The organism is Actinoplanes auranticolor (assembly GCF_018332655.1).
GTDB classification, from domain to species: Bacteria; Actinomycetota; Actinomycetes; order Mycobacteriales; family Micromonosporaceae; genus Actinoplanes; species Actinoplanes auranticolor.
In genome coordinates, this window is sequence record NZ_BOQL01000072.1 from 1 (window position 1) to 23,484 (window position 23,484).

The window sequence follows — 23,484 nt, forward strand, 5'->3', positions numbered from 1 at the left end:
CTCAACGCCCTCAACGCCGGCAACGGGGGAGGCGGCGGCTCGACGGTGGAGCCCGGAGCCTGGTACGTGCTGGTCAACCGCAACAGCAACCGGGCCATCGACGTGTACAACCTGGCCACCACCGACGGCGCCCGGATCACCCAGTGGAGCCGGAACAACGGCAACCAGCAGCAGTGGCAGTTCGTCGACTCCGGTGGTGGCTTCTACCGGCTCAAGTCGCGGCTTTCCGGCAAGGTGCTGGACGTCTCCGGCGCGTCCACCGCGGACGGCGGCACGATCGTGCAGTGGTCGGACAACAACGCCGCCAACCAGCAGTTCAGCATCCAGACCATCGACGGATACATCCAGTTGATCAACCGCAACAGCGGTAAGGCCGTCGAGGTGCAGGGCGCCTCGACCGCCGACGGCGGCAACGTCGTGCAGTACGCCGACTGGAACGGCACCAACCAGCAATGGCAGCTGAATCGGATCGGCTAGCACTGCTGTTCCCCGATTTCCCCGTCAGTCACTGAACCCGGAGGACACTTGTGACGACATCCCCGAACCGGCGCCGCCGATGGCTGGTGGCCACAGCCGCGGCGCTGACCACGCTGGCCGCCGGAGTGTTCACGGTCGTGAACGCGCCGGCCGCCTCGGCTGCGACCATCGACACCAACGCGTCGTACATCCTGGTCAACCGCAACAGCGGTAAGGCCCTCGACGTCTACAACCTGGCCACCACCGACGGCGCCCGGATCACCCAGTGGGCGCGCAACGACGGTAGCCAGCAGCAGTGGCAGTTCGTCGACTCCGGTGGCGGCTTCTACCGGCTCAAGTCGCGGCTTTCCGGCAAGGTGCTGGACGTCCACAACTTCTCCACCGCCGACGGCGGCGCGATCGTGCAGTGGACCGACAACAACTCCACCAACCAGCAGTTCAGCATCCAGGACATCGAGGGTTACATCCAGCTGATCAACCGCAACAGCAACAAGGCCATCGAGGTGCAGGGCGCCTCCACGGCCGACGGCGGCAACGTCGTGCAGTACGCCGACTGGAACGGCACCAACCAGCAGTGGCAGCTGGTCCGCGTGGGTGGCACCACTCCCACCACGCCGACGACGCCACCGCCCGGCGGCTCCTGCACCCTGCCGACGAGCTACCGCTGGACCTCGACCGGTCAGCTGGCCACCCCGAAGGCGGGCTGGGCCTCGCTGAAGGACTTCACCACCGCGCCGTACAACGGCAAGCACCTGGTCTACGCCACCACGCACGGCACCACGTCGACCAGCGGCTGGGGCTCGATGAACTTCAGCCTGGTCAACAACTTCTCCGAGCTCGGCTCGGCCAGCCAGAACACGATGTCGTCGGCCACGGTCGCGCCGTCGCTGTTCTACTTCGCCCCGAAGAACATCTGGGTCCTGACCTACCAGTGGGGTTCCTGGCCGTTCATCTACCGCACGTCCAACGACCCCACCAACCCGAACGGCTGGTCGGCCCCGCAGGCCCTGTTCACCGGCAGCATCACCGGATCGGGGACCGGGCCGATCGACCAGACGATCATCGGTGACGGGCAGAACATGTACCTGTTCTTCGCCGGCGACAACGGCAAGATCTACCGGGCCAGCATGCCGATCGGCAACTTCCCCGGCAACTTCGGTTCCTCCTACACCACCATCATGAGCGACACCACGAACAACCTGTTCGAGGCGCCGCAGGTCTACAAGGTGCAGGGCCAGAACCAGTACCTGATGATCGTCGAGGCGATCGGCGCGAACGGCCGCTACTTCCGCTCGTTCACCGCGACCAGCCTCAACGGCTCGTGGACGCCGAACGCCGCCACCGAGAGCAACCCGTTCGCGGGCAAGGCCAACAGCGGCGCGACGTGGACCAACGACATCAGCCACGGTGAGCTGATCCGTACCAGTGCGGACCAGACCATGACCATCGATCCGTGCAACCTGCAGCTGCTCTACCAGGGCCGCTCGCCGAGCTCCGGCGGCGACTACGGGCTGCTGCCGTACCGCCCGGGTCTGCTGACCCGACAGCGCTGACCGTGTGGTGGGCAGGCCCGCCCGGGCCTGCCCACCCATCTCCGCTTCCACCTGATCACCCGCTCTCTGATCGCCCCCGACAGGAGTCCCCGCATGTCGTCCTCCGCATTCAGCCGCCGCCGCCTGCTGCAGGCCACCGGTGCCGCCGCCCTGGTCACCACCGCCGGTGCGAGCGTCCTGGACGCCCGGCCCGCCGCGGCCGCAATCGTGCCCCCGGTCCGCCCGGACATCGGCGCGGCGGCGTTCGCCTTCAAGCCGGGTGAGGTGCGGCTGACCGCCGGCCGGTTCATGGAGAACCAGAGCCGGACCCTGAACTACCTGAGGTTCGTCGACGTCAACCGGATGCTCTACGTCTTCCGGTCCAACCACCGGCTGTCGACCAACGGCGCGGCGACCAACGGCGGCTGGGACGCCCCGTCCTTCCCCTTCCGGTCCCACATGCAGGGGCACTTCCTGACCGCCTGGGCCCAGGCCTACGCGGTGCTCGGCGACACCACGTGCCGGGACAAGGCCAACTCCATGGTCGCCGAGCTGGCCCGGTGCCAGGCCAACAACGGCGCGGCCGGGTTCAGCGCAGGTTACCTGTCGGGCTTCCCGGAGTCCGACTTCACCGCGCTCGAGGCGCGCACGCTGTCGAACGGCAACGTGCCCTACTACTGCATCCACAAGACCCTGGCCGGCCTGCTCGACGTCTGGCGCTACATCGGCAACGACCAGGCCCGTACGGTGCTGCTCGCGCTGGCCGGCTGGGTCGACACCCGTACCGCGCGGCTGAGCGCGAGCCAGATGCAGGCGATGCTGGGCACCGAGTTCGGTGGCATGAACGAGGTGCTGGCCGACATCTACCAGCAGACCGGCGACACCCGCTGGCTGACCGTCGCCCAGCGCTTCGACCACCAGGCCGTGTTCAACCCGCTCGCCGCCAACGTCGACGAGCTCAACGGCAAGCACGCCAACACCCAGGTACCCAAGTGGATCGGCGCGGCCCGCGAGTACAAGGCGACCGGCACGACCCGCTACCGCGACATCGCCGCCAACGCCTGGGCGATCACCACCCGGGCCCACACGTACGTGATCGGCGGCAACAGCCAGGCCGAGCACTTCCGGCCCCCGAACGCGATCGCCGGCTACCTGAGCAACGACACCTGCGAGCACTGCAACACCCACAACATGCTCAAGCTCACCCGGGAGCTGTGGCTGCTCGACCCGAACAACGCCGGCTACTTCGACTACTACGAGCGGGCCCTGCTCAACCACCTGATCGGTGCGCAGAACCCGGCCGACAGCCACGGCGGCGTCACCTACTTCACCCCGCTCAGGCCGGGCGGGCGTCGCGGGGTGGGCCCGGCCTGGGGCGGCGGCACCTACTCGACCGACTACAACTCGTTCTGGTGCTGCCAGGGCACCGGCATCGAGACCAACACCAAGCTGATGGACTCCATCTACTTCTTCGCCGGCACCACCCTGACCGTCAACCTGTTCGTGCCCTCGACGCTGAACTGGTCGCAGCGCGGCATCACGGTCACCCAGTCCACGACGTACCCGGTCAGTGACACCACCACCCTGACCCTGTCCGGCACCATGAGCGGCAGCTGGAGCATCCGGGTACGGATCCCGTCCTGGACGCAGAACCCGGTCATCGCCGTCAACGGAACCACCCAGGCCGTCACCGCGACGCCGGGCAGCTACGCGACCATCACCCGGACCTGGGCCGCGGGGGACACGCTGACGGTCAAGCTGCCGATGCGGGTGGTCATGGTGGCCGCCAACGACAACGCCAACGTCCAGGCGATCACCTACGGGCCGGCGGTGCTCTGCGGCAACTACGGCAACACCGCGTTGTCCTCGCCGCCGTCGCTGACCGTCTCGTCCATCGCCCGGACCAGCACGTCGAGCCTGGCCTTCACCGCGACGGCCAACGGCACGGCCGTGCCCATCGGGCCGTTCCACGACGCGCACGGCTTCAACTACACCGTCTACTGGAACGCCAACGGCAGCATCCCCGGCGGCGGTGAGACCTACAAGCTGGTCAACGTCGCAACCGGCCTGGTCCTGGGCGTGAAGGACATGTCCACCGCCGACGGCGGGCTCGCCGTGGTGTGGGGTGACACCGGTACGGCCGACCACAACTGGGTCAGGATCACCGACGGCAACGCCGTCCGGTTCCGCAACGTCAACAGCGGCAAAGTGCTCGGCGTCGAGAACATGTCGACGGCCGACAACGCCCGGGTCCTGCAGTGGGGGGACACCGGCACCGCCGACCACCGCTGGACGCTGGTCGACCTCGGCAACGGCACCTACAAGATCCGCAACGTCAACAGCGGGAAGCTGCTGGCCATCCTCAACGGCGCCAACACCTATGGCGCCCAGGCCGTCCAGGACTCCGACAACGGCTCCGCCGACAACGTCTGGCGCCTGGTCAAGCTCGCCTGACCGGGCCCGTGCACGAGGAGGAACCGTACAGATGACCGTCATTGCCGCTCGCGCCCGACTGCTGCTCGGCGCTGCCTGTGCCGTGGTGATCGCCGTGTCCTCGGTGGCCGTGGCCACCCTGGCCCACGCCGATCTCACCGGTCCGCCCGGAACCACCCTGAAGGCCGCCGCCGAGCGCAGCGGCCGGTACTTCGGCGCCGCGATGGGCAGGGACCGCCTCACCGACAACGGCTTCCTGACCATCGCGAACCGCGAATTCGACATGATGACCGCCGTCAACGAGATGAAGCCCGACGCCACCGAGCCCAACCGGGGCCAGTTCGACTTCCGGGCCGGTGACGCGATCTACAACTGGGCCACCCAGCGCGGCATGCGGTTCCGCGGCCACACCCTGGCCTGGCACGCCCAGCAGCCGCGATTCTGGGGCAGCCTCAGCGGCAGCGCTCTGCGCCAGGCGATGATCGACCACATCAACGGCGTGATGGCCCACTACAAGGGCAAGCTCTACGCCTGGGACGTGGTCAACGAGGCCTTCGCCGAGAACGGCAGCCGGCGCTCGTCGAACCTGCAGGCCACCGGCAACGACTGGATCGAGGCGGCGTTCCGGGCTGCGCGGGCCGCCGATCCGGGCGTGCAGCTCTGTTACAACGACTACAACATCGAGAACTGGACGTACGCCAAGACGCAGGGCGTCTACAACATGATCCGCGACTTCAAGGCCCGCGGGGTCCCGATCGACTGTGTCGGCCTGCAGACCCACTTCACCGGGGGTAGCTCGCTGCCGGGCAACTTCCAGCAGACGCTGTCGAGCTTCGCCGCGTTGGGTGTGGACGTGGCCCTGACCGAGGCCGACGTGACCAACGCGTCGAGCAGCCAGTACCAAGGGCTGACCCAGGCGTGCATGAACGTCCCCCGCTGCGTCGGCATCACGACGTGGGGGATCAGGGACAGCGACTCCTGGCGGGGCAACGAGAACCCGCTGCTGTTCGACCGCAACAGCAACCCCAAGCCCGCGTACACCTCGGTCCTCAACGCTCTCAACGCCGCCTCCACCACGGTGCCCGGGACGAGCACACCCCCGAGCACCCCGCCCAGCACCCCGCCGAGCACTCCGCCCAGCACGCCGCCGAGCACTCCGCCCGTCACCGGGCAGCCCGGCGCCTGCACGGCGACCTACCGCACGGCCAGCACCTGGAACGGTGGCTACCAGGGTGAGGTGACCGTGGCCAACAACGGCTCCGCCGCCCTCACCGGCTGGACCGTGCAGCTGACGCTGGCCGGCGGGCAGACCGTCGCCAACGTCTGGAACGGCATCAATACCGGCACCAGCGGCACGATCAGTGTCCGCAACGCCGCGTACAACGGCTCTGTCGGCGCGAACGCCTCGACCAGCTTCGGTTTCCTGGTCAACGGCAGCACCGGTACGGCCCCCGGCTCCCTCACGTGCACCAGCCCGTGACCGGGGTCAGCTGATGGTGTAGAGGATGTCCGGTCCGATGTCCTGCCGGATGACGCCGGGCGGGGTCGGTGCGAACAGCACCGCCTCGTACGGCGTGCCGGGAATGCGGTCACGGACCACGACCACGCTGCGGATGCCGAGCTGGCGTAGCCGATCCAGGCTGGGCTCGCTCGGGAACGTCTGCATCAGGTCGCGGAGCCCCTGATGGTCCGGCGGGATGTAGCCGGACGCCCCGTTCACCATCAGCGGGAAGCCGTCGGTCGACCAGAGCAGGACGTTGGTGTCGACGTTCTCGTCGGAGGGCAGCACCATCAACGGGGCCGAGGCCTGGGTGAACGCGGCCGGTGGGGCCGGGGTGTCCGGGTGGTCCATGTCCGGCATGCCCTCGGCCAGCACCAGCAGCAGCGGGGGAATGGTCAGCACCCGGACGGCGACCTTCCACCACTGCGGCAGAGTCGCCTCCCGGGCCAGTTGAGCGAGCCTGGTGAGCAGGCCGGCGGCGAGCACGGCCAGGCAGATCGTCGGCCACAGGATCAACCGGCCGGGGGTACGGCTGCCGTCGAAACCGGGCACGTACTCGTACAGCAGGCGGTACGTGGGCCCGTTGGTGCCCAACGCGAACAGGATCCCGAGAACCGTGCCGGCGAGCAGGTACAGCCGCTGCCGCACCGTCCACGACGACAGCAGCAGCCCGCCGAAGGCCAGCAGGTACAGCGCGTACCCGCACAGCAGTGCCTTTTCGTTGGCGGCGTTGCCGAGCGCGGCCCGCGCGTCGTTGTGCAGGGTGCCCCACGGCAGGGAGTACTGCGGTGCGACGAACAGCCCCCGCGGTGTCGGGGAGAACACGGCGACGTAGTCCCAGGACCGGGTCACGTACGGGTACAGCTCGCGGACCTGCTGGTAGCCGTACGCGAAGAAGGCCGTGACCGCGGTGAAGATCAGCCCGCCGATGAGGTCGGCGAGGATCAGCCGCCGGCCCAGCGGCGGGCGCCCGCGGACCAGCCAGCCGATCGCCGCACCCACGCAGGCCAGCGCGAGCAGGTAGACGAAGCCGAGCCCGATGCCGAAACCGAGGCTCACCTGCCAGGCCGCGACCAGCCAGCCGGCCACGGCCCAGCCGGGCCGGATCCGGTCGCCGCGGTGACCCCGGGTCAGCGACCAGCCGTGGCCGCGGGCCAGCATCGCGACAGCGAGGGTGATGCCGCCGGTGGACATGATGTTCAGGTGACCGGCGTGGTCGTACCGCCAGGGCGCGTAGGCCAGGGCCGCGCCGGCCAGGGCGGCGGCCGTCCACTGGGCGCCCAGCTGGCGCAGCAGCGCGTATCCGCCGAGGAACGCCAGGGCGAACGTCAGCACGAACAGGATGTTGTAGCGCAGCACGGCGGCCGTCACGCCGTCGCCGATCAGCCCGGCCGGGCCGTAGCCGAACAGCGTGTCGGTGTAGGCCAGGCCGAACCTGTCGGGGTAGAAGGCGTTGGTGTGCCACAGCCCGCGCAGGCCGTGCCGCAGGGCCTGACCGTTCCAGGCGACCAGCCAGGCCTGGGCCGTCGGGTCGCCGGTGTCACCGATGATGCTGCCCGCCGGGTTGGCGATGGTCTCCTTCTTGACGCCGCCGGTGACCACCCGGCTCGCGTACGGCGGGAGCAGCCACACCATGACGATCGCGAGCAGCACCGAGCCGACCGTGGCGACGGTCCATTCGTGCCGCAGCAGCCGGGTCACCGGTGACCTCGCCGCGCTCGCAGTGACCACTTCGGACAAGACGTACCCCCGTACGCAGAGATCCCGGTAAGCGCGAGGAAGTTAACACGACTTGCCGTGCAGCCATAGCGCGGTTGGCGAATACGGAGAATCTCACCGGCGGAAAACTGTTATGAGAACGCGTCGCGGAGGTCGATAACTATTCCATAGTGAAGTTCTTGAATGCATGGGAGCGCTCCCGGTAGCCTGCGTCCATATTCGTGTTTCATCAGCCGGGGAGTGCCGCGATGGTCAGCAGACAACGGATCTCGTCGCTGGCGGGCGTGGTCCTGGCTGCCGCCGCGCTCCTGGTCGGTGCCGGCGTGGTAGCGGCCTCGGCCGGCACCGTCGCGGCCGGCGGGCCCTCCGTGCTGGCGGCGACGGCAGGGTGCGGCAAGACGCCGACGCTGCGCAGCGGGACGTACACGATCCAGAGCGGCGGCCAGTCGCGCACCTACATCCTGCGTATTCCGGACAACTACCAGCCGACCCTGAAGTACCGCCTGTTCGTCGGGCTGCACTGGCTCAACGGCTCGGCCCAGAACGTCGCCGCCGGGGGCGGTGCCGCCGGCGCCGGGTGGGCGTTCTACGGCCAGCAGCGGGCCTCCGGCAACGGCGCGATCTTCATCGCCCCGCAGGGCCTGGACGCCGGGTGGGCCAACACCAACGGCCGCGACGTGACGCTGGTCGACGACATCCTGCGGGTGGTCGAGAACGACCTCTGCGTCGACACCACCCAGCGTTTCGCGCTCGGCTGGAGCTACGGCGGCTCGATGAGCTACGCCCTGGCCTGTGCCCGGCCGGCCGTCTTCCGTGCGGTCGTGGCGTACTCCGGCGCCCAGCTGAGCGGCTGCGCCGGCGGCACGCAGCCGGTGGCCTACTTCGGCATCCACGGCACCCGCGACAGCGTGCTGAGCGTCAGCCGCGGACGGCAGATCCGCGACACCTTCGTGCGGGTCAACGGCTGCACCGCCCAGAACCCGCCGGAGCCCCCGAACGGCAGCCTGCGGCACATCACGACCGCGTACGCCGGGTGCCGGGCCGGGTATCCGGTGCAGTGGGCCGCCTTCGACGGCGACCACACGCCGGAGCCCGCCGACGGCGGCGCCAACAACACCGCGACCACGTGGACGACCGGCGAGGTCTGGCGCTTCCTGAGCCAGTTCGGACCGGCGACCTCGCCCGCAGTGCCGACGCCCTCGAGCCCTACGCCCTCGGGCCCGGTGCCCAGCGATCCCGTGCCCAGCACCCCGGGACCCAGCACCCCGGGACCCAGCAGCCCCGGGCCGAGCGAGCCCAGCGATCCGGCCTGCCGGGTGTCCAGCAAGGTCAACGCCTGGAACTCCGGGCTGACCGCCGACATCACCCTCACCAACACCGGCCCGGCCGCCGTCGACGGCTGGGCGCTGACCTTCACCCTGGCCGCGGGGCAGACCATCACGGCCGGCTGGAACGCCACCTACGCGCCGGCCGCCGGCCAGGTGACGGCCCGCAACGTCGGCTACAACGGTGCCATCGCCGCCGGTGGGTCTGTCAGCTTCGGCTTCCAGGCCGGGCACACCGGCAACAGTGCCGCACCGACCGCCTTCACCCTCGGTGGAGTTCCCTGCGCCACCAGTTGAGACCGCACTCATCCGGGGAATGTCCGATGCGGACGTGCTGTGGGCCGCGCAAGCCGCAGCGCGTTCGCATCGGGCGCGTGCGGGCGCCGGTCAGCCGCTGACCAGGGCGATGTCGTCGACGTAGCCGCGGAAGAGGCCGGTGGTGCCGGGCTGGTCGTAGCCGATCCAGATCTGGTCGACGGTGCCGCCGGCCAGGGCACCCAGCGGGATCCGCACGAGGTTCCACTTGTTGAGCTCGAGCTGCCCGTCCTGGCCCTGGAAGCGGGGGTGGGCCCGGACGCCGTTCTGGTCGGTCGCCCCGGAGTCGCGCAGGCTCCGGCCGTCGGTGAGGAACAGGTCGAGCGCGACGGACGTGGCCGGATACTGCGGATGGATCCAGTACGACAGCGTCGTGTCCGCGGCGATCGGGGCATGGACGTCGAAGATCTTGTTGTACGAGTACGACTGCGTCGCGCTGGTGTCGTTGCCGGAGTACATCAGGGCGTACGTGCCGCCGTGCGCGGTCTCGGCCCGGCGGGCGGACTCCATGGCGGTCAGACCGCAGCAGAAACCGCCGACGTTCACGCTCGCGTGGACGCTGTCGGTCCAGGTGGGCTGGGCGGTGGCCGCGAAATCGGCGCGGAACAGCGGCCAGGGCCGGCCGGTGCCCAGCACGGGCCGCAGGGCGGTGTGCCAGAGGTTGGCGATCTTGACATATCCGCCGTCGGTGGGGTGGATGGTGTCCGGGCCGATGTCGGCCGCCGTCAGGGTGCTGGTGAGGTCGACGAGCCGGACGTCGTGCCCGGCCGCCACCTGCGCCGCGGCGACCTCGGGCAGGGCGGCGTTGAAGGTCCGCGCCCGGCTGTCGTTGGTGGCGTTACCCGAGGGGACCAGCGTGGAGAACACCACCGCGGCCGTGGGGCGGGCGGCGACGATCCGGTCGAGCAGGCCCGCCAGCCGCGCCGGGGCGTTCGGCAGGTCGTGGTTCTGCAGGGTGTCGTTCGTGCCGACGTTGAGCAGCACCACGTCGGGCCGGGCGGCGGCCAGCCAGGCGTCCACGTTCGCCGCGATCTGATCGATGCGCAGACCCGGGTGGCCCTCGTTGTCGCGGTCCGCCATGGTGCCCGACTGCTGTGAGCCGACGAAGTCGATCGCGACTCCGGCCTCGCCGGCCAGATGCCTGCGCAGCTCCTCGCGGTAGCCGTTGCCGTCGGTGGACGAGGTGCCCCAGGTGATGGACGCCCCCAGCGGCATGATGCGCACCGGGTCGGCGGCCAGAGCCGGTGCCGCGGCTCCGGTGGCTCCCGTTGCCGCCGCCAGCAGGACGGCCATGGTCAGACGCCGGAGAATCATCGGGCTCCCTGCCGTTGACATCGTTGTCGGCGCATTGCACATCGTGCGCCGTCGATGTGTCAAGAGCGGCGCCGGCCGGCCCGGTCGTAGATCTCCGCCAGCCGGCGCACGAACACCTCCGGCGGGTACGCCGCCACGGCCGCCCTGCCCTCCCGCGCCGCCCGGGCCCGCAGGGCGTCGTCGTCCAGCATGCGCAGCAGGGCGGCGGCGAAGGCCGGCGGCGTCGGTGCGCAGGCGAAACGCCCGGCCTCGGTGGCACCCGGCCGGACGGCGAGTTCCGGGTCGGCCACCACCACCGGTAGCCCGGTCGCCTCGGCCTCGGCCAGCACCAGGCTCTGGGTGTCGGTGGTGGAGGGGAACGCGAGCACATCGGCAGCGCGGTAGAAACCGGCGACCGCCTCGTGCGGCACGGGCGGGTGCACCTGGACATGGCCGTCCAGCCCGAGCGCGGCGATCCGGCGAGCCAGGCGCCGGCCCTGCTGCGACACCCCGAGCATGACCAGCCGGGCGTCCGGCCGGGCCGCCCGCACCCGGGCGAACGCCCGCAGCAGCAACTCCGGGTTCTTCTCGGGGGTCGCCCGGCCGACCGACAGCACGACGTTCCCGTGGTGACGGGCCGGCCGGGGCGCGACGGACGCCACCGGCGTGGGCAGCACACAGATCTCGGCGGCCGGCTCGAACGCGGCGAACCCGGCCGCCGCCTTGGCCGAGGGTGCGATCGCCACCGCCATCCGCGCGAACATCGCCCGGCCCAGCGCGATCAACCGGCGGCGGCGGACCGCACCGGGCCGGGTCAGCTCCAGGAACTCCCGCGGCGACCAGCCCAGATCCAGCCGGAGGGCACACCAGGCGGCACCGACCGGGATCTCGGCGAACAGGTCGGCGTAGGCCAGCAGGTCGGTGTGCCAGGTCATCACCAGCGGCACACCCCAGTCCGCGGCCGCGCGGAACCCGGCCATCCCGATCGGCCCGGTGCTGTGCACGTGGACCACCTCGGCCGGCCGGGCGGTGAAGGGCAGTCCGACGCGGACCTGCCGCACCGGTACCGGCACCGAGCGGACGCCGCGCCTCAGCAGCGGTCCGGGACGGTAGAAGTCGACCTCGTGGCCGGCTGCGCGCAGCAGCCGTACGGTCAGCTCGGCCGACCGGGCGACGCCGTCCGGCCGCCCGGCGTGGCTGTCGCAGAAGTGGGCGATCCTCACGGCTCGGCCCGCGTCCCCATGCCGACATCTTGCCCGTAGGCTCACTCGATGAACCGGGGCCAGAGGCTGCTGCCGGCTTTCGGGGCGCTCGCCGCGGTGCAGATGATCGTCGTGAGCACATGGGACGGCCTCACCCGGCCCGGCTACGACGAGACCCGCAACTGGATCAGTCAGCTGTCGCTCGGGCCGAACGGCTGGTACGGCACGGTCAACCTCGCCACCTGCGGCCTCTGGCTGATCCTGGGCGCCGCCGGGCTGCACCGGCGGGCCGCCGGACGGGCGGTGGCCCTGATCCTGTGGTGCGGGCTCTGTTTCGTGGCCCTCGCCGTCGTCCGGACCGACGCCGGCCTGGGCTTCCCGCCGGGGGTGCCCGAGGAGCACACGGTGCGCGGGCTGATCCACAAGCTGATCGCCCTCACGCTGGGCCTCGCGGGGATCGCCGCGGTGGCCGGCGTCGGACCGCGGCGGGCCGCGCGGGTGGTCGCGGCGGTGATGGCGGTGTCGTTCGTGGCGGCCAGTGTGCTCGTGCTGCTCGATGACGCTGAAGTGCTGCCGGGCAATCCGAGCGGGGTGCTGGAACGGCTCGCGTTGTTCGCCGGGCTCGGCTGGATCGGCCTGGCCGGCGGCCGGCAAGCGGCGGGCACCGGGGTGCCCGCCGCCCACTGTGCTGGTGGTGACGTCAGCAGCTGACCGCGGTCAGCGCCGGGTCCACTGCTGGTTGGTGGCCCCGGTGCAGGTCCACAGCAGGGTCAGGGTGCCGTTCGCGGTCTGGTTGTTGTTGACGTCGAGGCAGAGGCCGGCCTGGTTGTTACGGACGGTGCCGTTGGTCTGGAAGGTCCATTGCTGGTTGGTGCCGCCGTTGCAGTCCCAGAGCTGCGCCTTGGTGCCCGCGGTGGCGCCGGTCGGGGCGTCCAGGCACTTGCCCAGCGACTGCAGGGCCTGACCGGACACCGTCCACTTCTGGTTGGCGGCCCCGTTGCAGTCCCAGATGACCGGCTGGGTGCCGTTGGCGGAGTTGCTGTTCGGCACGTCCAGGCAGCGCCCGGACGACGTGCTGACCAGGCTGGTCGAGGCCGGCACCGGCGGTTCGCCGCTGGTGCCGCCGCTGACCCGGTAGACGACCGTCCCGTGTGCGGGCACGCTCGCGCTGATCGTGCCGGTGGTGCTCGTCGTCGCACCGCTCCAGGCGTCGACCAGGTTGTACGACGACGCTCCGGTCTTGCCGACCGCCGCGGCCGTGGTGGAGATCGTCCGGGTGGCGCCGCTCTGGTTGAACAGGGCCACCGCGACGTCGCCGTTGGCCAGCCGCTTGGCCAGCACGCGCTGGTTGCTGTCGCCCGCGACCTGGACGCCCTGCAGGCCGAGGGTGTCCTGGTTGATGGCGATGAGCCGGGGGTTCTTCAGGATCGTCTGGGTCGCGGTGCTCATGTTGCGCAGGTCGTTGCCGGCGATCAGCGGCGCGGCCATGATCGCCCACATGGCGAAGTGGGAACGCTGCTCGGTGTCGGTCAGCGTGCCCCGGCCGACCTCCATCATGTCCGGGTCGTTGAAGCCGCCCGGCCTGGCGTATCCGGCCAGCGGCACGTTCACGTCGATGATGTTCTGGACGCCCATCGGGTAGTCGTTGACCTGGTCGGTTTTCCAGACCAGCTGGATGTCCTCGGTGGTGCGCCAGATGTTCGCCACATCACCCCAGTTGCGCTGCGGCCCGGTCTTGGAGTGGATGCTGTTCGAGTTGATGCTGTACAGGATCGGCCGCCCGGTCGCGGCCAGCGCGTCCCGCATCTTCGCGAACGTGGCGACCTGGTCGTTGATGGTGCCGGCGGGGGAGCACCAGTCGTACTTCAGGTAGTCCACACCCCAGGCGGCGAACTGCCGGGCGTCCTGGACCTCGTGGCCCTGGCTGCCGGTCGCCCCCGGGTACGAGCCGAAGTACTGCGCACACGTCCGGTCGAGCGGCGCCTGGTAGATCCCGAACTTGAGGCCCTTGCTGTGGATGTAGTCGCCGAGCGCCTTCATACCGCTGGGGAAGCGGGTCGGGTCACCCTGCAGGTTGCCGCTCGAGTCGCGGTTCGGGTTCATCCAGCAGTCGTCGACCACCACGTACTCGTAGCCGGCCTCGCGCATGCCGGAGCTGACGATGCTGTCGGCCATCCCGCGGATCAACGATTCGTTGATGTTGCAGAAGAACGTGTTCCAGCTGTTCCATCCCATCGGCGGCGTGCGGCCCACCCCGTTGTCCAGCGCCTGCGCCGGCGTCGCCGCGGAAGCGACGAACGCCGTGCCCGACAGCACCAGGAGCCCGGCGGCGAGCAGAGTTTTCAGAGCTTTCATGGAATACCGACCTGTCCAGGATAGTGAACGTTAACATCCGGATTCACAAGGTTGCCAGAATGTTTCGTGGCATTCAAGAGTGAGAATGTCATCCGGTGCGCGGCGACTTTTCGGAGCCGCCGCGCATAACACAATTACGCGCGGGTCCAGCGCTGGTCGGCGCCCCCGTTGCAGTCCCAGATCTGCACCCGGGTGCCGGCCGCGGACGGTTGCTGTCGTAGTTGTCGGGGATCCGCAGGATGAAGCTGCGGTTCCTCGCGGGGATGGGCGGGTCAGCGGTATCCGGCGGCGATGACGTTGGCCTGGACCGCGTTCTCGGTGGCGTCCGACGGGTAGCCGGCGACCATGGCGCCCTCGTAGAAGGTGCCGGCGCTGAGGTTGGCGCCGCCCCCGGGCTTGCAGCAGTCGCCGCCGCTGCCCAGGATGATGGCGCCCTGCTTCTTCATCGGGCTGTAGCCGGGTGGCAGAGCGCCGTCCCAGAGCGTGTAAAGGCTGCCGGACTGCGCGTTGCTGCCCTTGATGGCGAAGCGCGAGGTCCCGTTGTTCTTCAGCGTCGCCGTGACGAACTTGCTGGTGAAGGACCGCTGGTTCGGGTTCCAGGACTGGCTGCCGCCGGGGAACAGTCCCCACTCGAGGTCGGCCTGGACCCAGGGGCCGGTGCCGGAGCATCCGCCGAACCAGCACTGCGTACTGAAGTTGATGGCGTCCATGGCTCCGGCCGCGTCGGCGGCCCGCGTGGTCTCGCTGTTGCCGTAGTCGAAGCAGCAGCCGTTGTTGACGTGGGTGCCGCTGAGCACCGCGTACATTCCCTCGGGGGCGCTGCCGGTCGGGACTCCGGTCAGGTGGCCGTCGCGCCAGTAGCTGTTGCCGGGGTTGATGAACAGCGAGTACGCCTTGGCGCCGCCGATCGTCAGCGACTCGGATGTCGCGATGGCGGGGCGGCTCTGGGTCGAGCCCGGCACGACGCTCGAACCCTGGTACCAGAGGTCGTTCCCCCGGCCGGACTGGTCGTAGACGACGGTGATGACGCACGTGGTCCCGCCGCAGAACGCATCCTGGGCGGTGGCGTCGGCGGTGCCTCCCGCGCTGCGCAGGCCGACGTTGCGGGTCGTGTTGTCGGAGGAGCGCCGTACCTGGTAGAGGTGGCCGCCGTACGAGCCGTAGAGCGCGCGGACCGTGCTGTGGGCGGCGACGCACGGCGTGCCTCCGGAGGCGTAGAGATCGCACGGGCCGGCGCCGGCCGGCGGCTCCGGGTCCGGGCCGGCCGGCGAGTCCCACTGCTGGTTGCTCTGCCCGTGGCAGTCCCAAAGGATGATGCCGGTGCCGTTGGCCGTGCCCTGCCCGTTGGCGTCCAGGCAGCGGCCGGAGGGCACGCCGCTGATGGCGCCGCTCGAGGTGACGGTCCACTGCTGGTTGGCCTGTCCGTTGCAGTCCCAGATGATGACCGGGGTGGCGTTGGCGGTGCCCCGTCCGGAGGCGTCCAGGCACTTGGTGCCGTGGACCGTCAGCTGCCTCGCCGCGGTGTAGGTCCAGGTCTGGCCGGCGGCGCCGGTGCAGTCCCGCAGCTGTGCCTGGGTGCCGTTGCCGGAGCCGGCGACGGTCAGGCAGCGTCCGGACTGGCTGCCCACGATCGGGGCGGTCTGTCCCGGCTGGATGGTCGCGGCGGCCGCGGGGCCGGCGACGACGAGGGTGAGAACGAGGGTGGCGCCCGCCGCGAGCAGTTGCCGGAAGTGGCGGCGCCGCCGTTTCGAAACGACCATGAACGGCCTCCCGAGGTATGGGTCCGCCAGCATGGATACAAAAATCGGTGAATGTCAATGCGACTTCATCGGGCCGGAGGTCGTTACACATTTCGGGCCCGGAGTTTCTGATCGGGGCCGAATTTACGCATCGACAAGTGTCCTTGACACCGTGGAAACGCCGCCTTAACGTCGGCGGAGCAAACGTCATACGTCATACGCTACGGCTCCGTCTGCCGATGGCGTCGCGATGATCACCGATCTCGAGGAGATGCCCGTGCCGTCCACGCTGCGCAGGAAACTGCTGGCCGGATTCGCCGCGGCGGGTGTGGCCGCCGCGGTGGTGACCGTCGCCTGGGCCGGCCCCGCCCTGGCCGCGCCCACCACCCTCTACGCTTCTCCCTCCGGTTCCGGCACTGCGTGTTCCAGCGCCCAGCCGTGCTCGCTGTCCGGCGCGCAGGCCGCCGTGCGGTCGCTGAACGACGCGATGTCCGACGACATCGTGGTGCAGCTGGCCGATGGTGTGTACCGCCTGTCGGCGCCGCTGCGGTTCACCGCCGAGGACTCCGGCACCAACGGCCGCACCGTGGTGTGGCAGGCCGCGCCTTCGGCCCGGCCGGTGATCAGCGGGGCGCGGGCGGTCACCGGCTGGACCCTGGCCGACGCCGGCCGCAACATCTGGCAGGCCAATGTGGGCGCCGGGACCGACAGCCGGCAGCTCTACGTCAACGGCGCCATCGCCACCCGGGCCCGCACCCAGGTGAACCGGTCGGACTTCACCGCCACCAGCACCGGCCTGCGGTTCAGCAACGGCGCGCTGGGTTACCTCAACAATCTGGCCAACCAGAACCGGATCCAGATGGAGAGCGTCGCCTCGTTCACCGACCGGTACGTGTCGGTGCAGAGCATCAGCGGCAACTTCCTCACGATGCAGCAGCCCGGCTGGAACAACAACACCTTCGGGTACGACACCTTCACCACCCCGCACCGGGCCGGTCCGCTGTACCTCACCAACGCGTACGAGTTCCTGGACTCGCCGAACGAGTGGTATCTCAACTCCGGGACCGGCACGTTGTACTACGCACCACCGGCCGGCCAGAGCATGACCAACCTCAGCGTGGAGCTCCCGGCGTTGCAGTCGCTGGTGAACATCGGCGGCACCTACGACGCCCCTGCCCACCACGTCACGTTCAAGGGGATCACCTTCACCGGCACGAGCTGGCTCGGGGCCAGCAGCAACCAGGGCTACGCGGACCAGCAGACCGGCGCCTACATGACCGGCAACTGGAACTGGCCGGCGTTGAGCGTCTGCCAGGAGGGGTGCAGCCAGTTCGAGGCCACCCGGCCGCACTGGAACCAGATGCCCGCCGCCGTGCAGGTCTCCGCGGCCAACACCATCACCTTCACCGGCTCGCAGTTCGTCAACCTCGGCCAGATGGCCATCGGCATCGGCAACGACGCCAACGCCCACGCCAGCGGCGTCGGCCTGGGCGCCAGCAACATCACGGTCACCGGGTCGGAGATCGCCCGCAGCTCGGCCGGCGGCATCGTGGTCGGCGGCGTCCGCGCCGACGCACACCACCCCAGCGACCCGCGGATGGTCAATCGCGACATCACGATCAGCAACAACCGCATCCACGACCTCGGGGTGGAGTACCGCGGCAACGTGTCGGCCCTGACGACCTACGTCACCAACGCCACCATGTCGCACAACGAGGTCTACAACATGCCGTACTCCGGGATGTCGATCGGGTTCGGCTGGGGCGCCAACGAGCCGGGCGGCAGCACCCAGTACGCCAACCGGGGCCTGTACAACTACCAGCCGCGGTACACCACGGCGACGACCGCCTCGAACAACCGGCTCATCGGCAACTACATCCACGACGTGATGCAGCAGATGACCGACGGCGGATGCATCTACACGCTGTCCTGGAACCCGGGCGCGCGGATCGACGGGAACCACTGCCTGCGGATCAACGGCTGGTTCGGGCTCTACTTCGACGAGGGCTCCAAGTACTACACCGCCAGCGGCAACGTCTTCTCCAACGTCGGCACCTGGGCCACCGCCAACTACTGGGGCGGCGAGAACATGGGCAACTTCACCGTCACCGGCAACTGGACCAGCAACAGCAGCACCAACATCACCAACGGCGACCGCGGCAACGTCGTCAACAACAACACCATCGTCACCAACGGCAACTGGCCCGCCGCCGCGCAGGCCGTGGTGGCGGCGGCCGGACCGCAGACCGGCACCAGCCCGCAGACCACCCGGATCGTCGGGGTGCAGTCGGGCCGGTGCATCGAGGTGGCGGGCGCCGCGACCGCCAACGGCGCCCAGACGCAGCTGGGGGACTGCACCGGAGCCGGCGGTCAGACCTGGACCTACACCGCGTCGAAGCAGCTCATGGTCTACGGCAACAAGTGCCTGGACGCCAGCGGGCAGGGCACCAGCAACGGCACCGCCGTCATCATCTGGGACTGCAACGGCCAGCCCAACCAGCAGTGGAATCTCAACGCCGGCGGCACCATCACCGGGGTGGCCTCCGGACTGTGCCTGGACGCGACCGGCGCGGGTACCGCCAACGGCACCAGGATCAACCTCTGGTCCTGCCACGGCGGCACCAACCAGCAGTGGACCCGCCCCTCCTGACCGGCTGACCGGACGGGCCCACGCCACCACGGCGTGGGCCCGTCCCGTTCACTTCAGGAGTTGCCGCATCGACCGGGACAACAGCTGGGTGCGGTCCGCCGCCGTCAGCTTCTCCGGTCCGAAACCGAAGTAGAGCGTGGCCGGGGTGGCGGTCGCGGCGCCGAAGTCGTAGACGTGCCCGGCCCGGGTCCAGTCGGTCGGGTTGGGCGCGGAGCCCGGCGGCGGCCCGGCCACGGTCCAGCCGCCCAGATCCGTCTCGAAGGACGTCCGGGCGACGGTCGCGCCGTCCACGTCCAGGCGTACGTCGTCGAGGAAGACGCCGTAGCCCTGGACGAACCAGTCGGACGTGGCGCTGATGGAGATCTCGACCCGCTTGCCCGCGTACGCGGACAGGTCGGCGTGGAAGTCCTTCCACCCGCCGCTGTTGCCGGTCGCGGCGTTCCAGTCGCCGGTGGAGCCGTGCGGCGTGCAGTCCTCGGCCCAGTAGTGCGCCAGGAACGGGTGCGGGTCGAGGCGTTCCCACTCGCAGGTCCACCCGACGTCCGTACTGGTCAGGCCGCCGGTGTCGGGCAGCGTGGTCCAGTTGCCGGTGCCGGCCTCGTGCGCCTCCACGATGAGGAAGTCGGCCCCCTGATCCGTGTCGAACGAGGTCTTGAACCGCAGGTGCGCGTCCCGCGCGGTCGTCAGGTCGACAGTCCTGGTCAGCCGCTTGTAGGAGGAGTCCGAGCGCCCGCTCCACAGGTACTGGTCACCGTCGACCGGGTCGTACGGTCCCGGGCCGTCCTGCTGCCAGACCATCGGCACGGTGCTGGTGAACTGCGGGAACTGAGCCACCGGCAGGTTGCTCGACGTGCTCAGGAACGCCGCCGTGTGCTGCTGCGGTCCGGCCGGTGCGGAGAAGCCTGCCAGCGCGCCGGCGGTGCCGGCCAGAGCCGCGGTGCCGCCGTTGTCGACGTACTCGCCCGCGCCGAGCCAGTACTGCCGGAAGTCGTCGCTCAACGGCTGGCAGTCCCCGTCGTCGCCGCCGTCGCCGCATTCTCCCGGTCCCTGCGGCTTGTAGGCGAAACCGAGCGCGGCGTACTGGGCGTACTGGCCGGCGTGCAGCAGCTTGCCGCCCTCGTTGAGGTAGTCCCGGACGGCCAGATCGGTCTCGAAGGCGGCCCGGGTGGTGGCCCACTCGGGCTGGCCCGGGTTGCGCGGGACGATGTCGTCGCCGGTCTCCCAGACCACCGCCCGGTAGTGCGACAGGACACCGAGCGGGTGCGGGGCCTGCCGGCCGTGCGCGTCCATGTCGTAGACGTCGGCGGTGTGACCGGCCCGCTCCAGGGCGTCGACGTACGAGCCCGCGTACCGTGCCGTGGTGGCGCCGTCGGTGTTCGCCGGTTCGATGCCGGTGACGTCCTCGGTGGCCAGCACCAGCACGTCGCCGCCGACCTGCCGGTTGACCGGGTAGGTGAAGGGTGCGCTCCGCTTGCCGCCCGCGGCGGTGAACCAGACGGTCACCCGGTCGCCCGGCTTCTGCCCGGTAACGGTGCCGCGCAGCTCCGCGAAGTACTTGTCGGCGCTGCCGCCGTACCTCTTGCCGCCCTGCCACTCGGTGACCGCGGCCGTACGCTCTCTGCCGTTGATCCTGGCGTGCAGTCGCACGTTGCGTAGCGAGCGTTTGGCGACCACGGCCACCTGCTGGGTGGTGCCGAAGGAAGCAGGGAAGGTGTCGGGGACGAAGTCCCTGGTCGACCGGCCGACCACGGAGACCGGATCGGCCGGGTTCCGCGCCGACCGGGCCAGCGAGAGCGCGAACGGGATGTTCTTGGCCACCTCGGCCTGGATCAGCTTCTCGTCGTCGGGGAAATCGAAATCGGTACGGCAGTCCTCGGGTCGCCAGGCGTCGTCCGGATCGGACTCCGCGGCGGCCCGGCACGTCGACATCTCGGGGGCGAAACCGATGGTTCCGGTCCGGACCTGGGCGTGGTGATTGGTGTCGCCGTTGGTGACGTAGAGCTCGGCGGAGATGTCCGGGTCGTATCCGGGTACGGCCGGGTGCGCATCGTCGCCGGCCAGCGCCATCGCGATCTGATCGTCCGGGCTGACCGTCTCGACCTGCCAGCCGGCGCCCCAGAGGATGAGCTGGGCGGCCGAGTGGTAGTTGACCAGGAACTCGAAGCCGACCCGGCGGAACAGGGCGTCCATCGCCCGGGTCTCCGGCTCCGACTGCGGCGCGGGACCCCGATAGGTCTCGTCGTCCGGTTCCGGTGACGAGCCTTCGTTGTCGTATCCCCACCTCTCGGCGAAGTTGCGGTTGAGGTCGATGCCGTCCTCGGGCCCGTACCGGCCGTCGCCGTTGTTGTCGCGCATGTTCTTGCGCCAGTACCGGTATTCGTCGGAGGTGAAGGTGAGGTCGTAGCCGTCGGGATTGGCCACCGGCAGGAACCACAGCTCGGTGGTGTTCACCAGGCCGGTGATCGTGGGGTCGGTGCCGTAGCTGTCGAGGACGTGGTGCATCAGTCGCCGGGTCATCTCCGGGGTGATCCACTCCCGGGCGTGCTGCCCGCCGAGGTAGAGCACGGCCGGGCGGCGGCCGTCGGGCACGGCCCGGGCGTTGCGGGTGACCTTGACCGCCTGGATCGGGACCCCGCGGACCGTCGTGCCGATCGTCTCGAGCTTCGCCAGCTTCGGGAAGCGCGCGGCGGTGGCGGTCAGTTCCTCGCGGATGCCGCCGGGCGTGTGGTAGGGCCGGAAGACCGTGGGTCCGGCGGCCTTGCGGGAGCGCATCGATGCCGGCTCCGGCTTGCGGGACAGCGGAACGCCGGCTTTCCCGAGCCGGTCCGCCTGGGCCCGGCCGAGGATCACCTCGACCGCAACCTTGCGGCCGGGAACCGGCGCGCGGCCGAGCTCGTTCGCGGCCAGGCCCGCGGCGCGCAACGTTTCCCACTGGCGGTGGTCGAGCGTGCCGACGTAGACGTCGAGCCGGTCCTTAGTGGACGGTACCGCCCCGGCCTGCGCCGGGATCGCGGTGACGGCGGCGGCGGTGGTGGTGATGAGCACGGCCACCGCCATGGCTGTCCGTTGTAAGCGCCTCATGAGTGGCAAGTATCGATGTCTTGTCAATGCCACCCCGAGGCTCAGGTCATCGGCCCAGCCATCCGCCGTCCACCGGGAGGATCGTGCCGGAGACATAGTCCGAGGCCGCCGAGCTGAGGAAGACCGCCGCGCCCGCGAGGTCGGCGCTGTGGCCCCAGCGTCCGGCCGGGATCCGTTCCAGGATCGACCGGGAGCGGTCGGCGTCCTCGCGCAGCGCCGCGGTGTTGTCGGTGGCGATGTAGCCCGGTGCGATGGCGTTGACGTTGACGCCCCGGCCGGCCCACTCGTTGGCCAGCGCCCGGGTGAGCCCGGCGATCCCGGACTTGGCGGCGGTGTACCCGGGGACGTTGATGCCGCCCTGGAAGCTCAGCAGACTCGCGGTGAAGATGATCTTGCCGCTGCCGCGTTCCAGCATCGGCGCGGCGACCAGCTGGGTCAGGGCGAACTGGCTGGACAGGTCGACCTCGATGACCCGGTCCCACCAGGACAGCGGGTGCTCTGCTGCGGGTGCCCGCTCGATCGTGCCGGCGTTGTTGACGAGGATGTCCGGCGCCCGCCCGGCCAGCTCGGTGCCCAGCGCGAGCACCGCGTCGCGGTCGGCGAAGTCGACGGCGTGGGCCTCGAAGGCGCGGCCGAAGCCGCGGACCGTCTCGGCGACCTCGTCGTCGGGGCGCAGCCGGGCGCTGACCCCGATGATGTCCGCGCCGGCCTGGGCCAGGGCTTCGGCCATCGCCCGGCCGATGCCGCGGCGGGCGCCGGTGACCACGGCGAGCCGCCCGTCCAGGTCGAACAGTCCGCTCATGCCCGGGCCTCCCCGGCCACGTCGACCAGGATCTTCATGGCCCGGCCGGCCGACAGGTCCGCGACCGCGGTGGCCGTCTCCTCCAGCGGCACGACGCCGGAGATCAGCGCCGCCGCGGGCAGGACACCCCGGCGCAGCAGCTCGATCGCACGCTCGAAGTCGGCCCGCTGGTAGACCCGCGCCCCCAGCAGGCGCAGCTCCCGCCAGAAGACCCGCTGCAGGTCGATCTCGCGGGCGGCGGCGTGGATGGCGACCACGACGATCGTGCCCCGGACCCTGGCCAGCGCGGTGGTGGCCCGGGCCGCCGCGGCGGCGCCCGACACCTCGAACACCACGTCGGCGCCGACGCCGCCGGTCCAACTCTCGACCTCGGCAGTGAGGTCGGTGCCGGCCGGGTCCCGGACCTCGAAGCCGAGCTCCGAGACGCGGCCGCGGCGGGACTCGTCGATCTCCGCGACCAGGACCTGCGCCCCGGCTTCGCGGGCCACGCAGGCGATGAGCACCCCGATCGGGCCGCCGCCCAGCACGACGACCCGGTCGCCGACCTGCAACCCGGAACGGCGGACGTCGTGCACGGCCACGGCCGCGGGCTCGACCAGCGCCGCCGTACGCAGGTCCAGGTCGCCGGGCAACGGCACGGCGATCGACGCCGGTACGTTCCAGCGTTGCTGCAGCGCACCGGGGGAGTCGATGCCGACGAAGACCAGGTTCTGGCAGATGTGCTGATGGCCGGCCAGGCAGGCGGCGCAGGTGCCGTCCCAGATCAGCGGCATCACGGTCAGCGGATCGCCGGCCGCCCAGCCCCGCACGCCGGCGCCGACCGCGGCCACGGTGCCCGAGGCCTCGTGGCCGAACACCAGTGGCGTCCGCACCCGGGCGTCCATGTTGCCGTGCACGATGTGCAGGTCGGTCCCGCACAGACCGCAGAAGGCGACGGCGATCTGCAGCTCGCCCGGTCCCGGTGGTGCCACGTCCACGGACACCGTCCGCAACCGGCCTGAGCCCTCGTACGTCGTGCCCTTCATGCGACCCTCCCTTGCAAACATCATACGTATGCCCT

Annotated in this window: 14 protein-coding genes and 1 pseudogene; 7 read left to right on the forward strand and 8 right to left on the reverse strand. The window is 70.3% G+C overall.

The window, feature by feature from the left end:
• The 4 genes and pseudogenes from Aau02nite_RS39275 to Aau02nite_RS39290 form a co-directional block, all read left to right on the forward strand.
• Positions 1–471, forward strand: a pseudogene (locus Aau02nite_RS39275) (RICIN domain-containing protein); the annotation flags it as partial.
• 56 nt (positions 472–527) lie between these two features.
• Positions 528–2,030: a non-reducing end alpha-L-arabinofuranosidase family hydrolase gene (locus Aau02nite_RS39280; protein ID WP_212993737.1), complete on the forward strand. Its 1,503-nt coding sequence runs from the start codon at positions 528–530 to the stop codon at positions 2,028–2,030.
• 93 nt (positions 2,031–2,123) lie between these two features.
• Entirely contained in the window at positions 2,124–4,463 is a 2,340-nt protein-coding gene (locus Aau02nite_RS39285; protein WP_212993738.1) for a beta-L-arabinofuranosidase domain-containing protein, read from the forward strand.
• A 31-nt stretch (positions 4,464–4,494) separates the two neighbouring features.
• Positions 4,495–5,922 carry a glycoside hydrolase family 10 protein gene (locus Aau02nite_RS39290; RefSeq protein ID WP_212993739.1) on the forward strand — a complete coding sequence of 476 codons (1,428 nt, stop codon included), beginning with the start codon at positions 4,495–4,497 and terminating at the stop codon, positions 5,920–5,922.
• Between the two features lie 6 nt (positions 5,923–5,928).
• Here the strand turns inward: Aau02nite_RS39290 and Aau02nite_RS39295 are convergent, their stop codons facing one another.
• Positions 5,929–7,644, reverse strand: coding sequence for a hypothetical protein (locus Aau02nite_RS39295; RefSeq protein ID WP_246595788.1), 1,716 nt, complete (start codon positions 7,642–7,644; stop codon positions 5,929–5,931).
• Positions 7,645–7,910: 266 nt separating this feature from the next.
• Between Aau02nite_RS39295 and Aau02nite_RS39300 the strand changes: the two genes are divergently transcribed.
• Positions 7,911–9,284: a CE1 family esterase gene (locus tag Aau02nite_RS39300; protein ID WP_212993741.1), complete on the forward strand. Its 1,374-nt coding sequence runs from the start codon at positions 7,911–7,913 to the stop codon at positions 9,282–9,284.
• Positions 9,285–9,374: 90 nt separating this feature from the next.
• Here the strand turns inward: Aau02nite_RS39300 and Aau02nite_RS39305 are convergent, their stop codons facing one another.
• Entirely contained in the window at positions 9,375–10,616 is a 1,242-nt protein-coding gene (locus Aau02nite_RS39305) for an SGNH/GDSL hydrolase family protein (protein WP_212993742.1), read from the reverse strand.
• Between the two features lie 59 nt (positions 10,617–10,675).
• Positions 10,676–11,818 carry a glycosyltransferase gene (locus tag Aau02nite_RS39310; protein WP_212993743.1) on the reverse strand — a complete coding sequence of 381 codons (1,143 nt, stop codon included), beginning with the start codon at positions 11,816–11,818 and terminating at the stop codon, positions 10,676–10,678.
• Positions 11,819–11,866: 48 nt separating this feature from the next.
• On the opposite strand from Aau02nite_RS39310, the gene Aau02nite_RS39315 reads away from it, so the two are divergent.
• Positions 11,867–12,508: a DUF998 domain-containing protein gene (locus Aau02nite_RS39315; RefSeq protein WP_212993744.1), complete on the forward strand. Its 642-nt coding sequence runs from the start codon at positions 11,867–11,869 to the stop codon at positions 12,506–12,508.
• 6 nt (positions 12,509–12,514) lie between these two features.
• Here the strand turns inward: Aau02nite_RS39315 and Aau02nite_RS39320 are convergent, their stop codons facing one another.
• On the reverse strand, positions 12,515–14,152 hold the full coding sequence (locus Aau02nite_RS39320; RefSeq protein WP_212993745.1) for a glycoside hydrolase family 27 protein: 1,638 nt from the start codon (positions 14,150–14,152) through the stop codon (positions 12,515–12,517).
• Between the two features lie 272 nt (positions 14,153–14,424).
• A complete protein-coding gene (locus Aau02nite_RS39325; protein WP_212993746.1) occupies positions 14,425–15,912 on the reverse strand; it encodes an arabinofuranosidase catalytic domain-containing protein in 1,488 nt (495 codons plus the stop codon).
• A 229-nt stretch (positions 15,913–16,141) separates the two neighbouring features.
• Between Aau02nite_RS39325 and Aau02nite_RS39330 the strand changes: the two genes are divergently transcribed.
• On the forward strand, positions 16,142–18,541 hold the full coding sequence (locus Aau02nite_RS39330; RefSeq protein WP_246595789.1) for an RICIN domain-containing protein: 2,400 nt from the start codon (positions 16,142–16,144) through the stop codon (positions 18,539–18,541).
• 48 nt (positions 18,542–18,589) lie between these two features.
• On the opposite strand, the gene Aau02nite_RS39335 is transcribed toward Aau02nite_RS39330, so the two are convergent.
• Genes Aau02nite_RS39335 through Aau02nite_RS39345 form a run of 3 tightly spaced genes read right to left on the reverse strand, consistent with a single transcriptional unit; the run spans position 18,590 to position 23,449 of the window.
• Entirely contained in the window at positions 18,590–21,622 is a 3,033-nt protein-coding gene (locus Aau02nite_RS39335) for a M14 family metallopeptidase (RefSeq protein ID WP_281421151.1), read from the reverse strand.
• Positions 21,623–21,668: 46 nt separating this feature from the next.
• The gene (locus tag Aau02nite_RS39340) at positions 21,669–22,424 is read right to left on the reverse strand and encodes an SDR family oxidoreductase (protein WP_212993747.1); all 756 of its coding nucleotides are present in this window, start codon (positions 22,422–22,424) and stop codon (positions 21,669–21,671) included.
• Complete coding sequence (locus Aau02nite_RS39345; protein WP_246595790.1) at positions 22,421–23,449, reverse strand: zinc-dependent alcohol dehydrogenase; 1,029 nt, start codon at positions 23,447–23,449, stop codon at positions 22,421–22,423. The genes Aau02nite_RS39340 and Aau02nite_RS39345 overlap by 4 nt, the downstream gene beginning before the upstream one ends.
• Positions 23,450–23,484 lie beyond the last annotated feature (35 nt).

Coding starts and splice junctions, on each gene's coding strand:
- Aau02nite_RS39315 (WP_212993744.1), top strand. CDS start 11,867: ATGAACCGGGGCCAGAGGCTGCTGCCGGCTTTCGGGGCGCTCGCCGCG.
- Aau02nite_RS39305 (WP_212993742.1), bottom strand. CDS start 10,616: ATGATTCTCCGGCGTCTGACCATGGCCGTCCTGCTGGCGGCGGCAACG.
- Aau02nite_RS39340 (WP_212993747.1), bottom strand. CDS start 22,424: ATGAGCGGACTGTTCGACCTGGACGGGCGGCTCGCCGTGGTCACCGGC.
- Aau02nite_RS39330 (WP_246595789.1), top strand. CDS start 16,142: ATGATCACCGATCTCGAGGAGATGCCCGTGCCGTCCACGCTGCGCAGG.
- Aau02nite_RS39335 (WP_281421151.1), bottom strand. CDS start 21,622: ATGAGGCGCTTACAACGGACAGCCATGGCGGTGGCCGTGCTCATCACC.
- Aau02nite_RS39285 (WP_212993738.1), top strand. CDS start 2,124: ATGTCGTCCTCCGCATTCAGCCGCCGCCGCCTGCTGCAGGCCACCGGT.
- Aau02nite_RS39325 (WP_212993746.1), bottom strand. CDS start 15,912: ATGGTCGTTTCGAAACGGCGGCGCCGCCACTTCCGGCAACTGCTCGCG.
- Aau02nite_RS39290 (WP_212993739.1), top strand. CDS start 4,495: ATGACCGTCATTGCCGCTCGCGCCCGACTGCTGCTCGGCGCTGCCTGT.
- Aau02nite_RS39320 (WP_212993745.1), bottom strand. CDS start 14,152: ATGAAAGCTCTGAAAACTCTGCTCGCCGCCGGGCTCCTGGTGCTGTCG.
- Aau02nite_RS39300 (WP_212993741.1), top strand. CDS start 7,911: ATGGTCAGCAGACAACGGATCTCGTCGCTGGCGGGCGTGGTCCTGGCT.
- Aau02nite_RS39345 (WP_246595790.1), bottom strand. CDS start 23,449: ATGAAGGGCACGACGTACGAGGGCTCAGGCCGGTTGCGGACGGTGTCC.